A 23,060-nucleotide genomic window follows, 5' to 3' on the forward strand; every position below is an offset into this window, starting at 1 on the left:
CCTTAAAGCGGGCCAGGCAAGGCGCAGGCCGTTGGGAATGGTTCTTCCCTTTTCGCAACGCAGGCTGGCCCGCTTTAAGGCACAGCCCAGCGCGGCGGGGAAACTGATTGAGAGCGCCCCCCGCATCTTTGATGTTCCGGCAGCCATCAAATGCTGTTCATGGAGTGATAACGTGTTTGTGCGCTGTACGTCTCAAAACATCTCTTCCGGGCATCCTGCGCTGGTCGAGCGGTACCACCGCTAGCGACAGTGAGCCTGACTCATGGATGAGAAATACCGCAGGGCCGTGGACGCCGCCGCCATTTTTTCCGAGACTGATCTCAACGGTCGGATTACCTATGTCAACGATCAATTCTGTGCCGTATCCGGCTACGGCCGCGAGGAGCTGCTGGGGCAGAATCATCGGCTATTGAACTCCGGCCTGCATTCCGCCGATTTCTTCGCCGCTATGTGGCGAACCATTGCATTGGGTAATGTCTGGAAGGGCGAGATCTGCAATCGCGCCAAGGATGGCAGCCTGTATTGGGTCGACAGCACCATGGTGCCGATCCTCGATGATGCCACCGGGCACGTTCATCGATACCTGTCGATTCGTTTCGACATCAGCGAAAAACGCCAACTGCTGCAATCATTGCAATGGCGGGTCGGGCATGACGTCCTGACCGGGCTGCCCAATCGTGCATTCCTGTCGGATTTACTGGATCAGGCGCTGGAATTCTCCCGGCAGGAAAACATTCCGTTGGCGGTGTGCATGCTTGACCTCGACGGGTTCAAGGCGGTCAACGACGGTTACGGTCACGCCAGTGGCGATATGTTGCTGGTGGAAGTGGCCAAGCGTTTGCGCGACATTGTGCGCGGCGAAGATGTGGTGGCGCGACTGGCCGGTGACGAGTTCGTGTTGGTGTTGCGTTACGTGCGCGATCTGCCGGAGTTGTACGCGGCATTGAATCGCGTGTTGAGGGCGATTTCGGCGCCTTACACACTGCACGGCAAGGATATCAATGTGTTTGCCAGTATCGGCGCCACCCTGTTTCCCCATGACAACGAAGATGCCGAAACCCTGCTGCGTCATGCCGATCAGGCGATGTACGTGGCCAAGCAGAGCGGGCGCAACCGCTTTCACCTGTTTGATGTCTCTCGGGATCAAGACGTCAAGGTCACTCACCAGACCGTCGAACGGGTGCGTCAGGCGTTGGTCGCCGGTGAATTGCGTCTGCATTTTCAGCCCAAGGTGAATATGCGCCGTGGCGTGGTTGTCGGTTTCGAGGCGTTGTTGCGTTGGGAGCACCCGCAAAACGGCATGGTGCCGCCTCGCGAGTTTTTGCCGCTGGTGGAGGACACGGACCTCATTATCGATATCGGTGAATGGGTGATGGATCAGGTTTTGTCGCAGTTGCACCGTTGGCAGCAAGCGGGGCAGGGCTGGCCGGTCAGTATCAACATTGCGGCGCGACATTTTCAGCGCGCCGATTTCGTCGACCGGCTCAAGCACCTGCTCGCTCGACATGCCCAGGTCGCCCCACATATGCTCGATCTGGAAATCGTCGAGTCGGTGGCGATCGAGAATATCCAGCATGTCAGCGCCTGTTTGCAGGCCTGTCAGGCGTTGGGGGTGCAGTTTTCTCTGGGTGATTTTGGTACGGGCTACTCATCCCTGAGTTACCTCAAGCGATTACGCACCCAAACCATCAAGATCGATAAGTCGTTCGTGCGTGACATTCTGATTGATCATGACGATCTGGCTCTGACCACGGCGGTCATTGGCCTGGCCCGGGCGTTCGATCGGCAGGTAATCGCCGAGGGCTTGGAAAGCCTCGAGCATGGCGAATTGCTGTTGCGGCTGGGATGCGAAGTCGCTCAAGGCTATTTCATCGCTCGCCCGATGCCGCCCGATGAGGTGCCGGGTTGGGTGGCGGGGTTTGTCGCTCCGTCGCAATGGCAAGCGCTTGACCAGACAGCCTGAGCCATCATGTGCTACAGGCTGGCATCAGGGTTGCCGACTTGAGTCGCCAGGCTGATCATCATGTCGTGCAGGATGCCTTGGGTCGGTCGGCCGCGCTCGATCTGCACCATGGGCATGGCCCAGCTGTCGGACACGACAAACCGCAATGGCGCCTCGGCGGCCGCGACACTCAGGCTGATCAACAGCAATGCCCCCAAGGCAAAACGCATAAACGCTCCGGTATGAGCCAGTAAAGCCTCCACAAAGTGCAGCTTAGCCAGATTAGACGAGCGCACCGGATGCAATTTTGGCCTTGCTCCGCTAGCATTAGCCGCTTCTGTTCCTTCGTTGCGACGGTTTTCGATGAGTTATCAGGTTCTTGCACGTAAATGGCGTCCGCGCTCGTTTGGCGAAATGGTCGGCCAGACCCATGTGCTCAAGGCTCTGATCAATGCCTTGGACAGCCAGCGGCTGCACCACGCGTACCTGTTTACCGGTACCCGCGGGGTCGGCAAGACCACCATCGCGCGGATCATCGCCAAATGCCTGAACTGTGAAACAGGTATCACTTCGACCCCCTGTGGCGAGTGCTCGGTGTGCCGCGAGATCGATGAAGGCCGCTTCGTCGACCTGATCGAGATCGACGCCGCGAGCCGGACCAAGGTCGAAGACACCCGCGAACTGCTCGACAACGTGCAATACGCGCCGAGCCGCGGGCGCTTCAAGGTCTACCTGATCGACGAAGTGCACATGCTCTCCAGCCATTCCTTCAATGCGCTGTTGAAAACCCTTGAAGAGCCGCCGCCCTACGTCAAGTTCATCCTGGCCACCACCGATCCGCAGAAACTTCCTGCGACTATTCTTTCGCGTTGCCTGCAGTTCTCCCTGAAGAACATGACCCCGGAGCGGGTGGTCGAGCATTTGACCCATGTGCTGAGCGTCGAGAACGTGCCGTTCGAAGACGATGCGCTGTGGCTGCTGGGCCGCGCCGCCGATGGTTCGATGCGCGACGCCATGAGCCTGACCGATCAGGCCATCGCCTTCGGTGAAGGCAAGGTTATGGCCGCCGACGTGCGGGCCATGCTCGGTACCCTTGATCACGGCCAGGTTTACGACGTTTTGCAGGCGCTGATCGAAGGCGACGCCAAGGCGTTGCTCGAAGCGGTGCGCCATCTGGCCGAACAAGGCCCGGACTGGAACGGCGTGCTCTCGGAAATTCTCAATGTGCTGCACCGTGTTGCCATCGCCCAGGCCCTGCCTGAAGGCGTCGACAACGGTCATGGCGACCGTGATCGTGTATTGGCTCTGGCTCAGGCATTGCCGGCTGAAGACGTGCAGTTCTATTACCAGATGGGCCTGATTGGTCGCCGGGATTTGCCGCTGGCGCCGGACCCGCGCGGCGGTTTCGAAATGGTCCTGCTGCGAATGCTCGCGTTCCGGCCGGCAGACACTGCTGACGCGCCGAGGCAACCGCTAAAGACGGTGGGGATCAGCCAGGCCACAGTTGATTCCGCAAACTCAGTGGCTGCCGCGCCGGTTGTTGCGCCGGTAGTCGCTACGGCCGTTACACCGCCTCCGGTTGCGCCTGTGGTGGCACCGGCCGTCCCGGTAGCTGCGCCTGAGCCGGTCGCGCCTGTGGCTGTGCCCGTGGTCGCGCCAGAGCCCGAGCCTGTTGTCGAACCGGTGGCGGTCGAAGAAGTTGTCGATCTGCCATGGAACGACCCGGTAGAGCCCGAAGTTGTCCAGCAGCCCGCCGTCGAGCCGGTGCTGGAAACGGCTGGCGAACAACCCGAATTACCACCGATGCCCATGCCGACCCCGGACAGCGTGGTGCCGGATGCGCCGGAATGGGCCGCTGCGCCGATTCCGGAACCGTCCATGGCCGAAGTCGATGCCGCCACGCCAGGCATGGATCAGGACGACGAGCCGCCGCTGGACGAGGATTACATCGAGCCGGACATGGATTCGGCTTACAGCTACCTCGATGAACTGGCCAGCGAGCACGCCGCTGAACCTGCGCCGGAACCCGAACCTGAGCCGGCCGCAATGCCGGCCACCGGCCTTGCCCTGCAATGGCTGGAGTTGTTCCCGAAACTGTCGGTGTCCGGCATGACCGCCAGCATCGGCGCCAACTGCACGCTGATCGCCGTCGATGGCGACAATTGGCTGTTGCACCTGGACCCGGCCCACAGCGCCTTGTTCAACGCGACACAGCAACGTCGCCTCAACGATGCACTGAACCAGTTCCACGGGCGTACGCTGACCCTGAGCATGGAGCTGATCAAGCCTGAGCAGGAAACCCCGGCTCAGGCCTCATCCCGTCGTCGTGCCAACCGTCAGCGTGAGGCCGAGGAGTCGATCCACGGCGATCCGTTCATCCAGCAAATGATGCAGCAGTTCGGGGCGGTGGTCCGTCACGATACTATTGAACCTGTCGAGGCCCTGGTCAGTCAGGACTAATAACTGAAGGCGCTTGGCCGCATTTGCCGGGCGCTGTTTTTATCCAAGTACTTTTGAGGTGATTCCCATGATGAAAGGTGGCATGGCCGGCCTGATGAAGCAGGCGCAGCAGATGCAGGAAAAAATGGCCAAGATGCAGGAGGAACTGGCCAACGCCGAAGTCACCGGTAAAGCCGGCGGCGATATGGTCACCGTGGTGATGACCGGTCGTCACGACGTCAAGCGCGTGACCATCGACCCAAGCCTGGTTGAAGGCCTGAGCGAAGACGACAAAGAAATGCTGGAGGCGGTATTCGCCGCCGCCGTTAACGACGCCGTGCGCAAGATTGAAGCCAACAGCCAGGACAAAATGTCTGGTGTGACCGCTGGCATGCAATTGCCACCGGGTATGAAGCTGCCATTCTGATTCGCCAACGCGCGTCGGATGGGTAAAAAAAATGCCAGGCATCGCGCCTGGCATTTTTGCGTTGGTGGTTTAACCATTAATTGTGGCGAGGGAGCTTGCTTCCGCTGGACTGCACAGCAGTCCCCTTCTTTTTTAGGTAAAGAATGGGGCCACTTCGCGACCTAGCGGGAGCAAGCTCCCTCGCCACAACAAAAGGAAGAAACATCGAACGCCATACCACCACAGAGGTCTGCTCTCTATACAGCCGAAATTCGAACTGCGCGTTACGCAAGACTGAATAATTGACGCTCATACGAGGCGCGGGTATAAACCGCGTCTCGTTGTTATGTCGGACTTTTTCCCCATGAGCTTCAGCCCTTTGATTCGCCAACTGATCGATGCCCTGCGAATTTTGCCGGGTGTGGGTCAGAAAACTGCCCAGCGCATGGCGTTGCAACTGCTTGAGCGTGATCGCAGCGGCGGTTCGCGACTAGCCCAGGCGCTGAGCCAGGCCATGGAGGGAGTGGGTCACTGCCGCTTGTGTCGCACGCTGACCGAAGACGATCTGTGCCCGCAATGCGCCGATCCGCGCCGTGACGACACCTTGCTGTGCGTAGTAGAGGGTCCGATGGATGTTTACGCCGTGGAGCAGACCGGTTTCCGCGGTCGCTACTTCGTGCTCAAAGGCCACCTGTCGCCGCTCGACGGGCTGGGGCCGGACGCCATCGGTATTCCACAACTGATGTCGCGGATAGAAGAGGCAGGCACGTTTGCCGAAGTCATCCTCGCCACCAACCCGACGGTGGAAGGCGAGGCTACGGCGCATTACATCGCCCAATTGCTCAGCAACAAAGGCCTGATTGCCTCGCGCATCGCCCATGGCGTGCCATTGGGTGGCGAGCTGGAATTGGTGGATGGCGGGACATTGGCGCATTCGTTTGCCGGGCGTAAACCGATCTCGTTGTAGGTATTGTGGTGTCTGCTATCGCGAGCAGGCGCTCTCCCACAGGCGATTTTCTGTGTACACAAGGTTTGTGCGCGACCCGGCTTGAGAGAGTCGATCATGGGGCGGATCAGGGGTTCGATGTCGAAGGAGCCCAAGACCATCGTCGAAATATCCTGGCGGGCTGCAAACATCGCAATGTAACGGTGGCTGAGCCGTTTCGCTCAGCCGTCATCGCCAGGGTCAGCCTTCGAGCGAACCGCCGGCCAGGGCGCAGAGCTGGATCGGATCGAGAATGTGGATTTCCTTGCCTTCGGCGGCAATCAGTTCGTTTTGCTGGAAACGGGTGAACACCCGGGACACGGTTTCTACCGCCAGGCCCAGGTAATTGCCGATTTCGTTGCGCGACATGCTCAACCGGAACTGGTTGGCCGAGAAGCCCCGGGCGCGGAAACGGGCCGACAGGTTGACCAGGAAAGTGGCGATGCGCTCGTCGGCGGTTTTTTTCGACAGCAGCAACATCATTTGCTGATCATCGCGAATCTCGCGGCTCATCACCCGCATCAACTGACGGCGCAGTTGTGGCAGTTGCAGGGCCAGTTCGTCGAGGCGTTCGAACGGGATTTCGCACACCGAAGTGGTTTCCAGGGCTTGGGCCGTGACCGGGTGCTTCTCGGTATCCATGCCCGACAGGCCGACCAGTTCGCTCGGCAAATGGAAGCCCGTGAGCTGTTCTTCGCCGCCATCGCTCAGGCTGAAGGTTTTCAGGGCGCCAGAGCGAACGGCATAAACGGAATTGAACGTATCGCCCTGACGAAACAAAAACTCGCCTTTTTTCAACGGTCGCCCACGTTTGACGATTTCGTCCAGCGCATCCATGTCTTCCAGATTCAGAGAAAGTGGCAGGCAAAGAGGGGCCAGGCTGCAATCCTTGCAATGGGCCTGGCTGTGGGCGCGCAGCTTTACTGGCTCGGACATTTCTTAAATCCTTGTGGGAAAACACACATAAGCCGTAAGGGTAACCCACGGAAGGACGTTCGGACCAGCCTGCGATAATTTCAAATCTACAACAGACCTTAGATCACTCTTGAAAAGCGTTGACGATTGGTGTGTTCCAGATACGCATCGAACACCATGCACACCGAACGCACCAGCAGCCGGCCTGCGGGGAGTACGCTGATCCGTTCGTTGTCCAGTTCGATCAGCCCATCCTTGGCCATATCCAGCAGCTGTGGCCAAAGCTCGACGAAATAACCACGGAAATCGATATTGAAGGCCTGCTCGATTTCCGAGAATTCCAGGCTGAAATGGCAAATCAGTTGCTGAATCACCGCTCTGCGCAAGCGATCATCAGCGTTGCATATCAGGCCTCGGCTGGTGGCCAGTTGAGCGGACGCCAACGCATTCTGGTACTGGTTCAAGTCGCTGTTGTTCTGGCAGTACAAGTCGCCGATCTGGCTGATCGCCGATACCCCCAGACCGATCAGATCGCAATGACCGTGGGTGGTGTAGCCCTGGAAGTTACGTTGTAGGGTCGACTCTTCCTGAGCAATCGCCAATTCATCATCGGGCAAGGCGAAATGGTCCATGCCAATGTAACGATAACCGGCGGCCGTCAGTTGTTCGATGGTGCGCTGGAGCATTTCCAGTTTCTGTGTCGGTGCCGGTAGATCGTTGCCATTGATCCGTCGTTGCGGCATGAAGCGTTCCGGCAGATGGGCGTAGTTGAACACCGAGAGCCGGTCCGGTTGCAGGCTGATGACTTCGTCGACGGTGCGGGAGAAGTTCTCGGGCGTCTGCTTCGGCAGGCCGTAGATCAGATCGATGTTGATCGAACGAAATTGCAGGGTCCGGGCAGCGTCGATCACCGCACGGGTTTCTTCCAGGCTTTGCAGGCGATTGACCGCCCGTTGTACCACCGGATCGAGGTCTTGCACGCCGATGCTGACCCGGTTGAAGCCCAGTTCCCGGAGCAGGCCCATGGTCGACCAATCAGCCTCGCGAGGGTCGATCTCGATGCCGTAGTCGCCGGAATCGTCGTCCAGCAAATTGAAATGCTTGCGCAGCTGAGCCATCAACTGGCGCAGTTCATCGTGACTGAGAAAGGTTGGTGTGCCGCCGCCGAAATGCAGTTGCTCGACTTTCTGCGAGGGGGCGAGATGGCAGGCAATCAGCTGGATTTCCTGTTCCAGGCGCTGCAAATAGGGCAGGGCGCGGCCGCGGTCCTTGGTGATGACTTTATTGCAGGCGCAGTAGTAGCAAATGTTCGCGCAGAATGGCACGTGCACATACAGCGACAGTGGCCGCAAGGCTTTACGGCTGTCGCGCAGGGCGTGAAACAGGTCGAAGGTGCCGACCTGGCTGTCAAATTGCACGGCGGTCGGGTACGAGGTGTAGCGCGGTCCCGCCAGGTCATAACGGCGGATCAGATCTGTGTCCCAACGAATGGCGTCGAGCATGCGGGCATTCCCCCCGGATAGGCTGGCAGTTTTGCGAGTCTATGGGTTCGACGCTGGGGCATCTTGATTTGCATCAACGGGTGTCAAGATCAAAAGATCGCAGCCTCGTTTGATCTTTAATGCCCCATCAGCCAATGCTGATGGGGCCCCGGCAAGGTCCAGATGCCGAACACCATCACCAGCAAACCACCGGCCATGCGCACACTGCGTTTGCGCAATAACGCCGTGACGCGCTCGGCCGCCAGCCCTGTGGCGAGCAGCACCGGCCAGGTGCCCAGCCCGAATGTCAGCATCAGCAATGCACTGTCCAGCGCATTGCCCTGGCTCGCCGACCACAGCAATGTGCTGTAAACCAGCCCGCACGGCAGCCAGCCCCACAGCGCGCCCAGCAGCAGGGCGCGGGGGAGGTTCGACACGGGTAAGAGTTTGTTGGCCATCGGCTGGATATGCCGCCACAGGCCGCGACCGAGGCTTTCAATACGGGTCAGGCCGCTCCACCAGCCGGCCAGGTACAGGCCCATGGCGATCAGCAGCAGTCCGGCGAGGATGCGCATGAACATCGCCGCCGGGCTATTGGCCACGGCCCAGCCGGCCAGGCCGATCAGCAGGCCGGCCGCGGCGTAGCTGAGAATTCGCCCCAGGTTGTAGGTCAGCAACAATCGAAAGCGTCGGCTGCGCTGTTCCTTGGGAATCGCCAGGGTCAATGCGCCCATCAAACCGCCGCACATGCCCAGGCAATGCCCGCCGCCGAGCAGGCCGAGGATCAGCGCAGACACCAACAGTGGCGCCAACTCAAGCATGGGGCGGCGCCTTGTCGTCCGGTTTGGCCGGATGGCCGCTGGCCTCGTCGACCGCGGCCTTGTGGTTCGGGTCCTGATCGTCGAACAGGATGCTGTGGGCCGGGCCGTCGAGGTCGTCGTACTGACCGCTGTCGACCGCCCAGAAGAAGATATAGATAGCGATGGCCACGATCAGCAGCGCGGCCGGGATCATCACGTAGAGAGCTGGCATCTGGACTCCATGCCCGCGCGGCTCAGGCCGGCAGCGGGCGGGTTTCTGGCGTGGTGTCGGCAGCCGGCGCGCTCGGCAGGCGAGTCAGGCGCAGGGCATTCAACACCACGGTCAACGAACTGATCGACATGCCGACCGCGGCCCATACCGGAGTGATCCAGCCGAGGGCGGCGAACGGCAACATGAGGCCATTGTACAGCGCTGCCCACAGCAAGTTCTCGATGATCACCCGACGGGTACGACGGGCCAGGCTGAAGGCTTGCACCAGCGCGTCGAGGCGGTTCGACAGCAGCACCGCGTCGGCACTGGTTTTCGCCAGATCGGTGGCCGAACCCATCGCCACGCTGATGTCGGCGGCGGCCAGCACCGGCACGTCGTTGACCCCGTCACCGAGCATCAACACCTTGCGACCTTCCTTGTGCAGTTGTTGCAGTACCTGCAATTTATCGTCCGGACGCAAACCGCCACGGGCCTCGTCGATGCCCAGTTCGGCAGCGACGCTGGCAACCATCGGCGAGCTGTCGCCGGACAGCAGCAATGTGCGCCAACCGCGAGCCTTGCAGGCCGCCAGCAGGGTGGGCGCGTCGGCGCGCAAACGGTCATCGAGCACGAACCACGCCAGCGGCCCCTGGCTGTCGCCGAGCAACAGCCATTGGCCGGGCTCATCGGGCATTACTGGCGTCTGAGCGTCGCTGAGTTCGCAGACAAACCCTGGTTGGCCGATGCGCAGGCGTTGTGCGCCGACCAATCCCTCCAGACCCAGGCCCGGCGTGCTGTGAACTTCCTCGGCAGCCAGCGGTGCGCGGCCAAAAGCCCGGGCAATCGGGTGCTCGGAGCGGTTTTCCAACGCGGCGGCGAGGCTCAGGCATTGATCGCTGTTCAGGGCCCCAAGCGGCCGGATCGAACGCAAGGCCAGGCGACCTTCGGTGAGGGTGCCGGTCTTGTCGAAAATCACCGTGTCGATCTGGTTCAGGCCTTCCAGCACATGGCCGCGCGTCAACAAAAGACCGAGTTTGTGCAGCGTGCCAGTGGCCGCCGTCAGGGCGGTAGGAGTGGCCAGCGACAAAGCGCACGGGCACGTCGCAACCAGCATCGCCAGGACAATCCAGAAGGCTCGCGAAGCATCCAATTCCCACCACAGCAGGCCAATGGCGGCCACTGCGATAAGCGATAACAGCAAAAACCATTGCGCGGCGCGGTCGGCGATTTCCGCCAGTCGCGGCTTTTCGGCCTGTGCGCGATCCAGCAGACGGACAATGGCCGACAGACGCGTGTCCTGACCCAGCGCCAGGACTTCCACGGTCAGCGCACCTTCAACGTTCAAGGTGCCAGCGGTGACGGCATCGCCCGGGGTCCGTGGTTGTGGCAGGTATTCGCCGGTAAGCAGGGATTCGTCGATGCTCGACTGACCGTCGAGGATCTTGCCGTCGGCCGGCAGAATCGCACCGGGATGCACCAGCACCTGATCGCCCACCCGCAACTCGCTGAGCAGAATCCGCTCGCTCTGGCCGTCGGCACTCAGCCGCAGGCAGGAGGCGGGCAACAGATTGACCAGCTGAGCGGTCGCGGCGGCGGTACGTTCCCGGGCACGACGTTCCAGATAACGCCCGGCCAGCAGGAATAGCGCGAACATCCCCACCGCATCGAAATACAGCTCGCCGACCCCGGTGATCGAGGTCCAGATCCCGGCGATGTAGGCACTGCCGATCGCCAGTGACACCGAGACGTCCATGGTCAGGTGACGGGTGCGCAGATCGCGCATCGCGCCTTTGAAGAACGGCGCGCAACTGTAAAACACGATCGGGGTGGTCAGAAACAGCGCGACCCAGCGCAGGATGGTGTGCAGTTCGGGGCTGAGATCGATGTTGAATTCCGGCCAGGTGGCCATCGTTGCCATCATCGCCTGGAACCACAGCAGCCCCGCGACCCCGAGTTGACGCAGGGCCAGGCGGTTTTCGCTGGCCAGTTGTTCGCTGGCGCGGTCGGCCTGATAAGGGTGGGCGGCGTAACCGATGTGGCGCAATTCGCTGAGCACCTGGCTCAATGGCAATTGCGCGTCGACCCAGCGCACATGCAAACGATGGTTGGACAGGTTCAGGCGTGCTTCGGCCACCGCCGGCAAAGCCCGCAGGTGTTTCTCGATCAACCAGCCGCAGGCGGCGCAACTGATGCCTTCCATCAACAGGGTGGTTTCGGCGAGTTCGCCTTCATGGCGGACGAACGGTTGCTGCACATCGGGGCGGTCGTACAGTGCCAACTCGTCCGCCAACTGCACCGGCAAGGCTTCGGGGTTGGCCGAGGCTTCGCTGCGATGCTGGTAATAGCTTTCCAGCCCGCCGGCCACGATGGCCTCGGCGACCGCCTGGCAACCCGGGCAGCAGAACTCGCGGGTTTCCCCGAGGACGGCGGCCGTGAAGCGACTGCCGGCCGGGACGGGCAGGGCGCAATGGTAGCAGGGGGTTGGACTGGTCATGGGGCGTGTTCCGATGATCGTTCCCACGCTCTGCGTGGGAATGCCTCCCCGGACGCTCCGCGTCCGCTTCGGCTGGGACGCGGAGCGTCCCTGGCTGCGTTCCCACACAGAGCGTGGGAACGATCAGGGTAAGGCTTATTTTTTCAGGTCTTCCGCGCCTTGCAGCGGCTCATCACCGAGCAGCAAATCCTTGGCATGGCTGACCTGTTCTTCTTCGAACATGCGCCAGATCTTGTCATCCTGCACACCCAGCAACTCGACAAAGCGACGACCTTCAATCTTGTCGCTCAACTGGCCGATGTAGCGGCCCTGTTCGGTTTCGCTGCGGGCCAGGGTGATCTTGCGATCTTTCTCCGGCTGGGTTGGCGAAATCAGGTTCAGTTCCAGGGTTTTCGGCTGGCTGTTGCCGCTCAGGCGCAGGTCGACTTCGCCGGTCACGTCATCCAGATGCACGCTGGCACGCAGTTGCAGGGTCTGGGCCAGCAGTTCGCGGTCCAGCGAACGGTTAATGCCCTTGCCGGCCTCGTAATAGTTGTCGTTGACCAGGTTGTCCGGGTTATTCACCGCGATGGTCACCATCGACAGGGTCAAGGTTACCGAGCAGGCCAGGATGGCGATGATGATCCACGGCCAAAGGTGCTTGTACCAAGGGCTTGCGGCAGTTGCTGCGGGCATGATCACTTCTCTCAACGAATTTGTGGGCCGATGAATCGGCTCTTGGCTTCAACGTGGACGTTGGCGTCATCGGCATCCTTGAGGATGAATTTCACCTCGTTGGTGCTCGACGGCAGTTGTTCCGGTGCGCTGGACAGTTCGACCGGCTGGCTGAAAATCTCCCCGGCGGCGACTTTGATCTCGCGCTTGCCTTGCAGCTTGAGATCCGGCAGGCCGGTGGCTTCCAGCACGTACGTGTGATCGCGCTGGTCCTTGTTCATGATCTTCAGGCTGTAGACGTTTTCGATCCGGCCTTCGGCGTTCTCGCGGTACAACACGCGATCCTTGCTGACGTCGAAACCCACCAGCGAGCGCATGAAGAACGCGGTCATCAGCAGCGCGATCATCGCCAGCAGCACCGTGGCATAGCCGATCAGGCGCGGACGCAGTTTATGGGTTTTTTGCCCCGACAGGTTGTGCTCGGTGGTGTAGCTGATCAGGCCGCGTGGGTAATCCATCTTGTCCATGATGCTGTCGCAGGCGTCGATGCACGCCGCGCAGCCGATGCATTCGACTTGCAGGCCGTCGCGGATGTCGATGCCGGTGGGGCAGACCTGGACGCACATCGTGCAGTCGATGCAATCGCCCAGGCCCTGAGCCTTGTAGTCGATGCCTTTCTTGCGCGGGCCACGGCTTTCGCCACGACGCGGGTCGTAGGAGACGATCAGCGTGTCCTTGTCGAACATCACGCTCTGGAAGCGTGCGTACGGGCACATGTAAATGCACACCTGCTCGCGCAACCAGCCGGCGTTGCCGTAGGTGGCAAGGGTGAAGAAACCGGCCCAGAAATATGACCAGCCATCGGCTTCACCTGTGAAGAAATCGATAACCAGTTCGCGAATCGGCGAGAAGTAGCCGACGAAGGTGATGCCGGTCACGAAACCGATCAGCAGCCACATCGTGTGCTTGCTGAATTTGCGCAAGAACTTGTTGGCGCTCATCGGCGCCTTGTCGAGCTTGATGCGCTGGTTGCGGTCGCCCTCGGTGACCTTCTCGCACCACATGAAGATCCAGGTCCAGACGCTTTGCGGGCAGGTGTAGCCGCACCAGACCCGACCGGCATACACGGTGATGAAGAACAGGCCGAAGGCACTGACGATCAGAATGCCCGAGAGCAGGATGAAATCCTGAGGCCAGAAGGTCGCGCCAAAAATGAAGAATTTACGCTCCGGCAGGTTCCACCAGACGGCCTGATGACCGCCCCAGTTCAGCCACACCGTGCCGAAATACAGCAGAAACAGCCCGGCACCGCCGATCATCCGCAGATTGCGGAACAGGCCGGTGAAGGCGCGGGTGTAGATCTTTTCTCGAGAGGCGTAGAGGTCGACGCTGTTGTTCGCGTTCTTGGCAGGCGGAGTGACGTCGTGTACCGGAATCTGATTGCTCATCATTGCATCCCACGGCAGTGGAAAAATGCCCCGGTCAGTACGTGCCGACCGCGGTCAAAAAGAGGTGTTGCAGTGGCGCAATGATACGCCTGTAGCTCTGGGTCAAGGGTGCGACCTTTGGTCGCGTTGGGGAAAAATTACGAATGGTGTAGCGAATGTAACAAAGCATGATGCAGGTCAATTGACTATAGACGGATCCTATTCTTCCTTGGCAACCGGCGCGCAATACAGTTATGGAGTGCAGCGCGCTGCACCCCATAACTGTGGCGGTTAATCCAGCCTAAAGGAAGCCGGCCGCCTCCCAGGCTGTCCAGTCCGCCGGTACCGCGTTTTCTATCTGCGCTGCTTTCGATATTCGCGACCTTGGACGACGTTTCGGGATGATGTTTGTCTCGTTGACCCCTTCTGTCAGTGCAGTGTCTTCATTGTTCGTTGGATGTTCAATGTTGTCAGGGTAGTGAGTGCTCGTGTTTTGCTCGGACATCATGACTTCCTTGTGTGTTGAATTACTGTTGGGTTGGTGTTGATCAGAATAGTTAAGAGAGAATTTTTAGTTCAATCATCAAGCTGGAAGTAAGCTATCACCTGTCAGGGGGCGGAAGCCAACAAGCATCGGTTTCAAGTTATTAAGTAGGTAGTGGACGAGATTTGTAATAGGTTTTGTTGGGTGGAGCGTTGCGTGGGTTTGTTTTGAAAGCGTCTTTGCGTTAGTTTTGGGTTTGAGTGTGTCACTCAACTTGAAAGTTGCGCTATTTTGGAAATGGAATTCTATGATGTTTAAAGTTAATAAAGTATTGAGCTGCCTTGCCATGTTGTTGGTTATGTCTGGGGCCTACGCTGCAGAGTCGCCTCGGCATATGATATTTGCTTCAGATTCGCAGTACCCCTGGAGCGATCTCACCGACAAGAATATGACGGACCCGAATAAAGAAACACGATCGCGAGAGTTGATAGAGCTTCAGTACTCCGATATTGCGAGCTTCAGGAGCCTCAATGGTGGCGCATCGCGTATACCCGTGATGATTAACGGAGATATCACCGCCTTTGGTCATGGCGGCGAGCGCTCCTATATCAGGTCGGTCTTCGAGAATAAGCTGGAAGGGCTCTATGACTATGGTTTAGGTAATCATGATTACGCCAATAATGTCGACGATTGCTTTTTGAATAACTGTGCGGCCGGTAGTATCAATGATCTCAAGGGGCGTTACTGGGGGAAGAGAGTGTCCATGGATCTGGCGGCAAGAAGTGCGGGTTTGGGGGTCGTTTATTACGGCAGCCTCGCCTATTCAAAGGATGTGGGTGATGTGCATTTGGTTCAATTGCATAACGAGCCGACTTATGCCGTAAGTTTTACTTCCGGCAATCCGATTGCTCGAACTTCCTTTGAAGTGACTGATGCGCTGGACTGGCTTGAGCGTGATTTGAAGCATGCGAGAGCGCAGGGCAAAATTATTATTCTCAATATGCACAAGGTTTATGACTGGGCAGGCAGTGATACGCAAATTTCTAGGTTTCAACAGATGATCAAGCAATACAAGGTGACAGCCGTCTTCGGCGGGCATGATCACTGGGGCGTCGGGATTCATCTGTATGCGAATAAATGGAAGCATTTTGGTGAAGTACCGGTATTCATGAGTGGGTCTGCTTCTCAGCAAACCTATCTGATTGCCAGCTTTTCCAATGACGGACAGTCTCTGACGGTCAATGCGGTTCGCGATAGTAACTGGCCAAGCCGTGAAGTCGTGGAGGTCATTCCTGTCTTGAAGTAAGCAGAGCTGCGGCTGAAATGAAAACGGCCCCGCCAATTCTCACTGGCGGGGCCGTTTTTTTGTTGCATCAGGCGTTTGCCTTACTGGGCGTCCGCGTCCGCTGCCTTCTCACCATGAGACAGGCTGTAGACGTAAGCAGCCAGCAGGTGAACCTTGTCGTTGCCTTGCAGCTGTTCTTGCGCAGGCATCTGGCCCTGACGGCCGTAACGGATGGTCTGCTGCAGTTGAGCGAAGCTCGAACCGTAGATGAATGCCGCCGGGTGGGTCAGGTTAGGTGCGCCCATCGCTGGAGTCCCTTTGCCTTCCGGGCCGTGGCATGCCACGCAGTTGGCGGCAAACAGTTTCTGGCCCGCAACCGGGTCAGCCTTGGTGCCTTCCGGCAACTTGCGACCATCGAGGTTGGTCACCACGAACGCGGCAACATCAGCAACGCCTTGCTCGCCGATCACGGCAGCCCAGGCCGGCATCACGGCGTGACGACCGCCCATGATGGTGGTCTTGATGGTTTCTGCTTCGCCGCCCCAGCGCCAGTCGGCGTCGGTCAGGTTAGGGAAACCGTAGGCACCTTTGGCGTCGGAACCGTGGCAAACCGAGCAGTTGGAGGCGAACAGGCGGCCACCCATCTTCAGGGCTTGCGGGTCTTTGGCGACTTCTTCGATCGGCATGGAAGCAAACTTGGCGAAGATCGGGCCGAACTTGGCGTCCGACCGGAGCATTTCCTTTTCCCACTCGTGAACGCCGGTCCAGCCAGTCTGGCCGTTGGCGAACGCGGTCTGCTTGTCGTTATCGAGATAGTTGTAACCTGGCAACAGGCCTTTCCAGTTACCCAGGCCTGGGTACAGCACCAGATAGCCGAGGGCGAAGATGATGGTGCCCACGAACAGCATGAACCACCATTTCGGCAATGGGTTGTCGTACTCCTCGATCCCGTCGAAGGAGTGACCAACCGTTTCATCGGTGGATTCGCTGCGCTGGCCCTTGCGGGTGGACAGCAGCAGCCAGGTCAGGGCGAAGATGGTGCCGAGACTGAGGACTGTGACGTACAGACTCCAGAACGTAGTCATTCTTTGTTACTCCTAGAAGCTTGCTCGACGTGCTTGATGGCTTCGGGATCATCCGCGAAAGGCAGCAAGGTCGCGTCTTCAAACTCCGACTTGCGCTTGGGGCTGAACACCCACAGCGCCAGACCGATGAAGGCCACCATCACAACAACGGTGCCCAGGCCACGAATCATCCCGATATCCATCTAAATCACCGTTTGCTTTTGATGATGGTGCCCAGGCCTTGCAGATAGGCCACCAGCGCGTCCATTTCGGTTTTGCCCTTCACGGCATCCTTGGCGCCGGCGATGTCTTCGTCGGTGTAAGGGACGCCGAGCGTGCGCAAGACTTCCATTTTCTTGGCGGTGTCTTTGCCGTCGAGCTTGTTTTCCACGAGGAACGGGTAGGCCGGCATTTTCGACTCAGGCACGACGTTGCGCGGGTTGTACAAGTGCGCACGCTGCCAGTCATCGGAGTAACGACCGCCGACACGGGCCAGGTCAGGACCGGTACGCTTGGAACCCCACAGGAACGGGTGGTCCCAAACGCTTTCACCGGCGACCGAGTAGTGGCCGTAACGTTCGGTTTCAGCACGGAACGGGCGGATCATCTGAGAGTGGCAACCGACACAACCGTTGGCGATGTACACGTCGCGGCCTTCCAGCTCAAGGGCGGTGCGAGGCTTCATGCCTTCGACCGGCTTGTTGGTGACGTCCTGGAAAAACAGCGGAACGATTTGAGTCAGGCCGCCGATGCTGACGGCGATAACCATGAAGAAGGCCAGCAGGCCAATATTCTTCTCGACTGCTTCATGCTTCATCAGTGAGCTCCAACTACAGCAATCTGTTCAGCAGCTTTGGCTTCAGCCGGGTTCGAGGCACGTACGGTACGCCATACGTTGTAGGCCATGAACAGCATGCCGCTGGCGAAGAACGCACCGCCCAGGGCGCGAACGATAAAGCCTGGGTGGCTGGCTTGCAGTGCTTCGACGAACGAGTAGGTGAGCGTGCCGTCGTCGTTGATTGCACGCCACATCAGGCCCTGGGTGATGCCGTTGACCCACATCGATGCGATGTACAGAACGGTACCGATGGTCGCGAGCCAGAAGTGCGTGTTGATCAGGCCGATGCTGTGCATCTGCACACGACCGAACAGTTTCGGGATCATGTGGTAGATCGCGCCGATCGAAATCATCGCCACCCAGCCAAGCGCGCCAGCGTGTACGTGGCCGATGGTCCAGTCGGTGTAGTGCGACAGCGAGTTGACGGTCTTGATGGCCATCATCGGGCCTTCGAAGGTCGACATGCCGTAGAACGCCAGCGACACCACGAGGAAGCGCAGGATCGGGTCGGTGCGCAGCTTATGCCAGGCGCCCGACAGGGTCATCATGCCGTTGATCATGCCGCCCCAGCTCGGAGCCAGCAGGATGATCGACATCGCCATGCCCAGGGACTGAGCCCAGTCCGGCAGTGCGGTGTAATGCAGGTGGTGCGGACCGGCCCAGATGTACAGGGTGATCAGCGCCCAGAAGTGCACGATCGACAGACGATAGGAGTAGATCGGACGCTCGGCCTGCTTCGGAACGAAGTAGTACATCATCCCCAGGAAGCCAGTGGTCAGGAAGAAGCCCACGGCATTGTGGCCGTACCACCACTGGATCATTGCGTCAGTCGCACCGGCGTAGGCCGAGTAGGACTTGAAGAAACTGACCGGCAGGGAGGCGTGGTTGACGATGTGCAGCATCGCCGTCACGACGATGAAGGCACCGTAGAACCAGTTACCGACATAGATGTGCTTGGTCTTGCGCTTGGTGATGGTGCCGAAGAACACCAGACCGTAAGTAACCCAGACGATGGCCAGCAGAATAGCCAGGGGCCATTCCAGTTCCGCGTATTCCTTGGTGGTGGTGTAACCCAGCGGCAAGGTCACGATCGCGCCGACGATCACCGCTTGCCAACCCCAGAAGGTGAAGGCCGCGAGGCTGTCGGAAATCAGTCGCGTTTGGCAGGTTCGCTGCACGACGTAATAGGAAGTGGCAAACAACGCACAACCACCGAAGGCGAAAATCACCAGGTTAGTGTGCAACGGGCGTAAGCGTCCAAAAGTCGTCCACGGCAGACCGAAGTTCAATTCCGGCCATACGAGCTGTGAGGCGATGAAGACACCGAGCCCCATGCCAAGGATCCCCCAGACCACCGTCATGATGGCGAACTGGCGGACTACCTTATAGTTATAAGCAGTCGGACTGATTGCTGTGCTCATTCTAAGGTTCCACGGTTTGGGTGTTTTATTAGGAGTAAAAATCGGCCGCAAGTATGGAGAAAGCGGGGGGGCATTGCAACGCGCCATGACGTGGGTCAATGCTTTCAAAAGCTGATTCTGCGGCCTTTCCATGCGCCGCGTAAGGACAAAATTGCCCTCGGACAAAATGTCGCAACGGATGAAAGAGGCGAGGGGGTCAGGTCAGTTGTAACGGCGTATGTTCAAACACGACGATCGGTAACAGAGGGCAAAGAGAACGATCAGCCGGTGTCTACCAGCCTTTGCGGCCTGTCATCGAGCAAATTCGTCGAACACATCGGGTTGAATCGACCTGGAACCGGCGCTGGACCGTCCGCATCGCAGGGAAGCTTAGACCCGAATCCGGCGAACCGAAAGGAAGACCAAGGGAGGGTGTGACAAAAAGAAGCAGTGGGGGAGCTTTAAGCTGCAAGCATCAAGAGGGATCTCGTTGCTTGCAGCTTGAAACTTGCTGCTCTACGGTGCCGCTTCTCTGCACCTTAGGTCGTGACGCTAGGACTGTCAGTGGCTTTTACCTTGGGCTTGTAGAAGGCAATGGTCAGTGCAGTGAAGATCAACCCCACACCTGCCATGTCCTGCAAACTCAGATGATTTCCAAACAAAGCGAAATCAATGAAGATTGCCACCACCGGCGTGGCGAATGCATAGGGTGATAACCTGGCGGGGCCCCATGCTTTTAGGAGCACAATGTACAGCACAAAGCCAATGGCAGAGCCCACCACCACCAGCCATATCCAGGCAAACAGTACATCAGGCCTGAAGATCGCCAAGTAGTCCGCAGACGTATGAGACGGTATCTCGAATATCAGCGAACCCACGAGTGTCATGGCACCGCCAATAAGGTTTTGCCAACCCGCGATAGCCACTGGCGAGTTCCTCGCCAACAGGGGACGACCTTTCACGGATCCATAACAGTAACTCACGGTTCCCAGTACGATGGCCAACAGTCCCAGCAACGTTGGGCTAGCCAACGCTGTGGAATCATTATTCTCCACTATTCCATGGGCAAAGATCACGCCTAGCCCCGCCAGGCCAACCAAACCGGACAGCAGGCTGGTGCGCTTGAACTTCTCGCCGGTGAGCAATGATGTGAATAGCGGCAGAAGTATCGGAATGGCACCCTGAACCACGATGGCGACCATACCGGCCGAGACAAACTGCTCACCCCAGAAAATCAATGCAAAGCAAACTGAGACTACCAGTAGCGACATGACATTCAGTTCACGCCAGTCGGAGGCTTTGACGAGCAGTGAGCGCCAGCCATTCATTATCGCCGCGATCATGAGTATCAGCGCGCCGGCAATCAGGAACCGTGTGCCTGCAAAGTATAAGGGGGGGACGGCGGCCACCCCAACCTTGATGGCGACCCATGTTGTGCCCCAACTCAGGCACAACGTTATGAACAGCACAGCATTGAGCATCAGGAAGGTCTCCTACAGATCGCGATAGCGGAATTGCCAAATGTGAACTTGTCCTCCTCGAGCACTTCGATATCGACAAAGCCTGCATTTCGAAGCTCGTCACGCAAGGCATCGCCAGACATGACCTTGTTGTGCAAAACCTCCATCATAACTTCCTTGGTTGTACCGTCGGAGAGCCTGATCTTGCGCGGGATGACGTCCCCAAATTGTGCATTCTCAATCGTCTGATAATCATCCAGCGACCAGAACCCCTTGCCCCAATCTTTCTTGCAGTGATTGAGGATAAAGGTGCCACCTGGTCTCAGTAACGCGAATGTGCGTGCCAGATGTTTTGCTCTGTGATCACTGGAATCCATCATATGCAGGCAGCCCATGTTTAGGGCAACCGAAAAACTCTCGTCTCTCAGACCGCGCAGGAAGACTACGTCGCGTTCGAGGAAGTTTGGGGACAGCTTATGCTGCGCTGCGATCTCTCGGGCTCGATCCAACGCGGCGGCGGATACGTCGACACCCGTCACATTGAAGCCTTGTGAGGCAAGCCAAATGGTGTCTCGTCCTTCACCACAACCCAGATCAAGAATTTTTTCATGCGCCTTATCGATGATCAGTTCAGGCACCATCATGACCACAATGTCGTTGGGCTCCTGGGTTTCCCAAGTCGTGCCTCCCTCAGCGTAGGTCTGGGCATAGCGTTTATCGTACCCCCAGTAATAGGGCGGCTGTACTGGCCTCACATCAGCCATGCTCTCCATGATCTGGGCAAGATCAAGCTCTACGGACAGCGCAATGAAACTGACCTCACCATAATCGCTTACCGGTATTACATGAGTCCTTGCGCCAGCCTTCACCAGCACCTGATCTCCGCTTTTTACATACTCTGGCGAGTTATTCGCGCTATCGACCTTTACACCCCCCGACGTGATAAACAGCAGAAGATCATTTGTTGGAGTGAGTTGCACAGCAGTGCTCAGATGGTGGTACTCCGCGATCCAGCCATCCCTAAAGGACAGTTTGCCTAAGCCAGATGAGCATTCAAGAGAGAGGTACCCTAATGCCTCTAATACCCGGTCCCGTGGCAGATCTTGAGGCATGAGCCGTGAGAGTTCACTCAAATGTGTGAGCGTGACTTTGTTGCGTGCGTTACTCATGCTGAATTCCTTTCAGTCCAATACAGTTTCAGAGGTGCGGACTTGCGACGCACTGCCACTGGCAAAGCGAAGTGCGGTTTCAAGTAATATTTCAAGTATTTCGCGTTGGGCGCGGCTACCACCAATGCGATACCAGCGGCTCCGGGAGTGCTGCAAGCTATCGGCGCAGTTGCTGTAGTCTTCCTCGGCGAACGCCGCTATGGCATTGATCAATTGCTGGCCGATCTGCTGCAGATCCTCGTCCAACCCCCGAAGAGGTGGGCGCTCCCTGAGTTTTTTCAGCAAAGTGTGATCACCGGCCAGCATGAACGCGATGGCTGCATGCAGATCGTTGAAGTAAGACAACGAGTTGTAGATTGACGGCGCCCAGTTCCTTGCAAGCAATACATATTCCGCCGAAAAGGTCGGGCGTGAGAGTTGGCTGCAGTACAGACGGATACAGTAATTCACGGCATCGAGGTCTTGCTCGGCATGATGTCCGGCGGTCAGAGACCTGAACCCTCGATATGCCAATAGCGAAGGCTTGATGTGGCCGGTCTGCAGCAAAGAAACAGCCAAGTGCCAATTCACGTGGATGTTCATGCCAGCATTATCTCGCCACGCTACGGCTCGTTGAAGGTGATCGACTATCGTCCCGTGATTGCCTGCACCATGCCATGCATGCACCAGGGCGTGCAGGCTGTAGATGTCATCGGCGTTCTTCTGGTGTGCCTCCAGTGCAAGTGGAAGCGCTTCGACGTAGCGACCCTGCTCACATAGAGAGAAAGCGAGAATACCCTGATAAAAGCCGCCTAGAATTGGGTCGTGGCACCGGGCATCATTCAACAGGTATTCCCCGTAGCGATCTGGGTAACCGTGAAGAAAGTCGAACATGTGCAGCAAGAATGAAGCAACAATGTCGCAGGGGAATTGTTCGAGGTGGAAGACCCAGCAACGCCTGGTAGCGATCAGGTCGCCGGTGGCCCAATTGATCAATGCAGAAAAGGCATTGGGGTATGCGGCGCATAATGCTGTGAAGTCATTTGATATAATTTCGCGGGCGATTTCGCGATCACGCAAATTCAAGTTGCAGAGTAATTCGAAGGCATTCAGAGCCTTTGCGTACTCACCAGACACTGCCTCTGCATTGCTTGTCACCGAATGTTGTCCCAGGCGTTGAGCAAGCAGGGCAATAGATATATTCATGTCTATACTGGCTAACCCGCCAGTCTGCGTCCTTGGCATCTGTTTGTCCTATCCATCCATCAGACTGTTTGAGAGAACCAATAAAGGCGATTCACTTACAGGAGGGAGTTATGACATGTGCTAGAGACCATGCGGTCTATATTCATGTGCACTAAGAGCATGAGCCCCCCCCTGTAGTGGTCGTACTTATGCCAGCGCGGCCTTTATCGGCAAGGTGTAAAGGCGAACTGGAGTTGGATGATAGACGAGGGGGTCGAGTCAAATAACTATCAGATCTGATAGTTATTTTTATACAGTTGAGTCTGCTAGATTTGCCCGCGCTGTTGCTGTGGACCATGCGGGTGCTCTGAAGGCAAAGGGATTAAGAGCCGGGAGCTGCAAGCTTCAAGAGAGATCTCGTCGCTTGCAGCTTTCGCTTTTG

Annotated in this window: 19 protein-coding genes and 1 pseudogene; 5 read left to right on the top strand and 15 right to left on the bottom strand. The window is 58.1% G+C overall.

The genetic code is table 11. The features are described from left to right. Positions 1 to 262: 262 nt before the first annotated feature. Positions 263 to 1,963: a bifunctional diguanylate cyclase/phosphodiesterase gene (locus LOY56_RS08610; protein WP_258621047.1), complete on the top strand. Its 1,701-nt coding sequence runs from the start codon at positions 263 to 265 to the stop codon at positions 1,961 to 1,963. A 26-nt stretch (positions 1,964 to 1,989) separates the two neighbouring features. On the opposite strand, the pseudogene LOY56_RS08615 reads toward LOY56_RS08610, so the two are convergent. Then, positions 1,990 to 2,172: pseudogene (locus tag LOY56_RS08615) on the bottom strand (amino acid ABC transporter substrate-binding protein); the annotation flags it as partial. Positions 2,173 to 2,305: 133 nt separating this feature from the next. Between LOY56_RS08615 and dnaX the strand changes: the two are divergent. The 3 genes from dnaX (at position 2,306) to recR (ending at position 5,754) form a co-directional block, all read left to right on the top strand. Further along, complete coding sequence (dnaX, locus tag LOY56_RS08620; RefSeq protein ID WP_258621048.1) at positions 2,306 to 4,402, top strand: DNA polymerase III subunit gamma/tau; 2,097 nt, start codon at positions 2,306 to 2,308, stop codon at positions 4,400 to 4,402. Positions 4,403 to 4,469: 67 nt separating this feature from the next. Continuing rightward, positions 4,470 to 4,808, top strand: coding sequence for a YbaB/EbfC family nucleoid-associated protein (locus LOY56_RS08625; protein ID WP_007905413.1), 339 nt, complete (start codon positions 4,470 to 4,472; stop codon positions 4,806 to 4,808). Positions 4,809 to 5,151: 343 nt separating this feature from the next. Continuing rightward, positions 5,152 to 5,754: a recombination mediator RecR gene (gene recR, locus LOY56_RS08630; protein WP_258621050.1), complete on the top strand. Its 603-nt coding sequence runs from the start codon at positions 5,152 to 5,154 to the stop codon at positions 5,752 to 5,754. Between the two features lie 219 nt (positions 5,755 to 5,973). Here the strand turns inward: recR and fnr are convergent, their stop codons facing one another. From fnr to ccoG, 7 genes are all read right to left on the bottom strand, one after another. Beyond that, entirely contained in the window at positions 5,974 to 6,708 is a 735-nt protein-coding gene (gene fnr, locus LOY56_RS08635; protein WP_258621052.1) for a fumarate/nitrate reduction transcriptional regulator Fnr, read from the bottom strand. Positions 6,709 to 6,806: 98 nt separating this feature from the next. Further along, the gene (hemN, locus tag LOY56_RS08640; protein ID WP_258621054.1) at positions 6,807 to 8,189 is read right to left on the bottom strand and encodes an oxygen-independent coproporphyrinogen III oxidase; all 1,383 of its coding nucleotides are present in this window, start codon (positions 8,187 to 8,189) and stop codon (positions 6,807 to 6,809) included. 116 nt (positions 8,190 to 8,305) lie between these two features. Further along, on the bottom strand, positions 8,306 to 8,989 hold the full coding sequence (locus LOY56_RS08645; protein WP_258621056.1) for a sulfite exporter TauE/SafE family protein: 684 nt from the start codon (positions 8,987 to 8,989) through the stop codon (positions 8,306 to 8,308). After that, positions 8,982 to 9,200: a cbb3-type cytochrome oxidase assembly protein CcoS gene (gene ccoS, locus LOY56_RS08650; protein WP_007905420.1), complete on the bottom strand. Its 219-nt coding sequence runs from the start codon at positions 9,198 to 9,200 to the stop codon at positions 8,982 to 8,984. Before ccoS ends, LOY56_RS08645 begins: the two co-directional genes overlap by 8 nt. 22 nt (positions 9,201 to 9,222) lie before the next feature. Then, a complete protein-coding gene (locus tag LOY56_RS08655) occupies positions 9,223 to 11,673 on the bottom strand; it encodes a heavy metal translocating P-type ATPase (RefSeq protein ID WP_258621057.1) in 2,451 nt (816 codons plus the stop codon). Positions 11,674 to 11,808: 135 nt separating this feature from the next. Next, complete coding sequence (locus LOY56_RS08660; RefSeq protein WP_123360013.1) at positions 11,809 to 12,348, bottom strand: FixH family protein; 540 nt, start codon at positions 12,346 to 12,348, stop codon at positions 11,809 to 11,811. A gap of 11 nt (positions 12,349 to 12,359) precedes the next feature. Then, a complete protein-coding gene (ccoG, locus tag LOY56_RS08665) occupies positions 12,360 to 13,775 on the bottom strand; it encodes a cytochrome c oxidase accessory protein CcoG (protein ID WP_258622591.1) in 1,416 nt (471 codons plus the stop codon). Between the two features lie 770 nt (positions 13,776 to 14,545). On the opposite strand from ccoG, the gene LOY56_RS08670 reads away from it, so the two are divergent. Further along, positions 14,546 to 15,544, top strand: a complete 999-nt coding sequence (locus LOY56_RS08670) for a metallophosphoesterase (protein ID WP_258621059.1) — start codon at positions 14,546 to 14,548, stop codon at positions 15,542 to 15,544. 80 nt (positions 15,545 to 15,624) lie between these two features. Here LOY56_RS08670 and ccoP read toward each other — a convergent pair whose 3' ends face one another. From ccoP to LOY56_RS08705, 7 genes are all read right to left on the bottom strand, one after another. Then, positions 15,625 to 16,608, bottom strand: a complete 984-nt coding sequence (gene ccoP / locus LOY56_RS08675) for a cytochrome-c oxidase, cbb3-type subunit III (protein WP_258621063.1) — start codon at positions 16,606 to 16,608, stop codon at positions 15,625 to 15,627. Continuing rightward, positions 16,605 to 16,790, bottom strand: a complete 186-nt coding sequence (locus tag LOY56_RS08680) for a CcoQ/FixQ family Cbb3-type cytochrome c oxidase assembly chaperone (protein WP_003175465.1) — start codon at positions 16,788 to 16,790, stop codon at positions 16,605 to 16,607. Before LOY56_RS08680 ends, ccoP begins: the two co-directional genes overlap by 4 nt. Positions 16,791 to 16,795: 5 nt before the next feature. Then, the gene (ccoO, locus tag LOY56_RS08685) at positions 16,796 to 17,404 is read right to left on the bottom strand and encodes a cytochrome-c oxidase, cbb3-type subunit II (RefSeq protein ID WP_009042961.1); all 609 of its coding nucleotides are present in this window, start codon (positions 17,402 to 17,404) and stop codon (positions 16,796 to 16,798) included. Then, entirely contained in the window at positions 17,404 to 18,846 is a 1,443-nt protein-coding gene (gene ccoN, locus LOY56_RS08690; protein WP_008157290.1) for a cytochrome-c oxidase, cbb3-type subunit I, read from the bottom strand. The genes ccoO and ccoN overlap by 1 nt, the downstream gene beginning before the upstream one ends. Positions 18,847 to 19,364: 518 nt before the next feature. Then, positions 19,365 to 20,306, bottom strand: coding sequence for a DMT family transporter (locus LOY56_RS08695; protein WP_258621065.1), 942 nt, complete (start codon positions 20,304 to 20,306; stop codon positions 19,365 to 19,367). After that, positions 20,306 to 21,454 carry a bifunctional 2-polyprenyl-6-hydroxyphenol methylase/3-demethylubiquinol 3-O-methyltransferase UbiG gene (locus LOY56_RS08700; protein ID WP_258621066.1) on the bottom strand — a complete coding sequence of 383 codons (1,149 nt, stop codon included), beginning with the start codon at positions 21,452 to 21,454 and terminating at the stop codon, positions 20,306 to 20,308. The genes LOY56_RS08695 and LOY56_RS08700 overlap by 1 nt, the downstream gene beginning before the upstream one ends. Positions 21,455 to 21,466: 12 nt before the next feature. Then, positions 21,467 to 22,639, bottom strand: coding sequence for a hypothetical protein (locus tag LOY56_RS08705; protein ID WP_258621067.1), 1,173 nt, complete (start codon positions 22,637 to 22,639; stop codon positions 21,467 to 21,469). Between the last annotated feature and the right edge of the window lie 421 nt (positions 22,640 to 23,060).

Origin of the sequence: Pseudomonas sp. B21-048 (genome assembly GCF_024748615.1) — a bacterium.
Taxonomy (GTDB): domain Bacteria; phylum Pseudomonadota; class Gammaproteobacteria; order Pseudomonadales; family Pseudomonadaceae; genus Aquipseudomonas.